Here is a 531-nt window from a genome sequence, read left to right on the forward strand (position 1 = left end):
CAATGCCGTGTAGATAGAGCCGTGGGTGGCCGCGTCAAGTCGCCTGAAATGGGACGGAGCTCCTGCTAGAACCGTGTCGACCAAGATCACTGTTCGGTAGGAGCTCCGTTGGGTGCCAAGTCTGTCATCTCTCGTGAGGTTGTGGTTGCCGCGGGGGCGTTCGCGCCCGGCCATCTCGGTGAGTTGACCCGGATCGTCCCGTTCGAGATGGTCGACGAGGCGCTGGCGCAGACCGGCAGGGTGCAGGCGCGGGTCCGGGACCTGCCGTCTCGGGTGGTGGTGTATCTGCTGCTGGCCGGGTGCCTGTTCCCTGGGCTGGGCTGGCGGCAGGTGTGGCAGCGGCTGACCGCCGGACTGGACGGCCTGCCGGTCGCCGACCCGACCGGCGGCGCGTTCGCCCAGGCCCGCAGGCGGGTGGGGGCCGAGCCGATGCGCTGGCTGTTCGACCTGCTACGCGGCCCGGCCGCCGGAATCGGCACCACCGGGGCGTGGTGGCGGGGGCTGCTGGTCTGCGCGATCGACGGCACGACG

General features: G+C 70.6%; 1 protein-coding gene. It reads left to right on the plus strand.

Annotation, left to right across the window (positions count from 1 at the left end; translation table 11 throughout):
• Positions 1-108: 108 nt before the first annotated feature.
• Positions 109-531, plus strand: a 423-nt coding sequence (locus PUR56_RS22905; protein WP_329950295.1) for a transposase domain-containing protein, incomplete at its 3' end; no start/stop codon positions are given.

The organism is Streptomyces sp. BE303 (assembly GCF_036290945.1).
In the GTDB taxonomy this organism is placed as follows: Bacteria; Actinomycetota; Actinomycetes; order Streptomycetales; family Streptomycetaceae; genus Kitasatospora.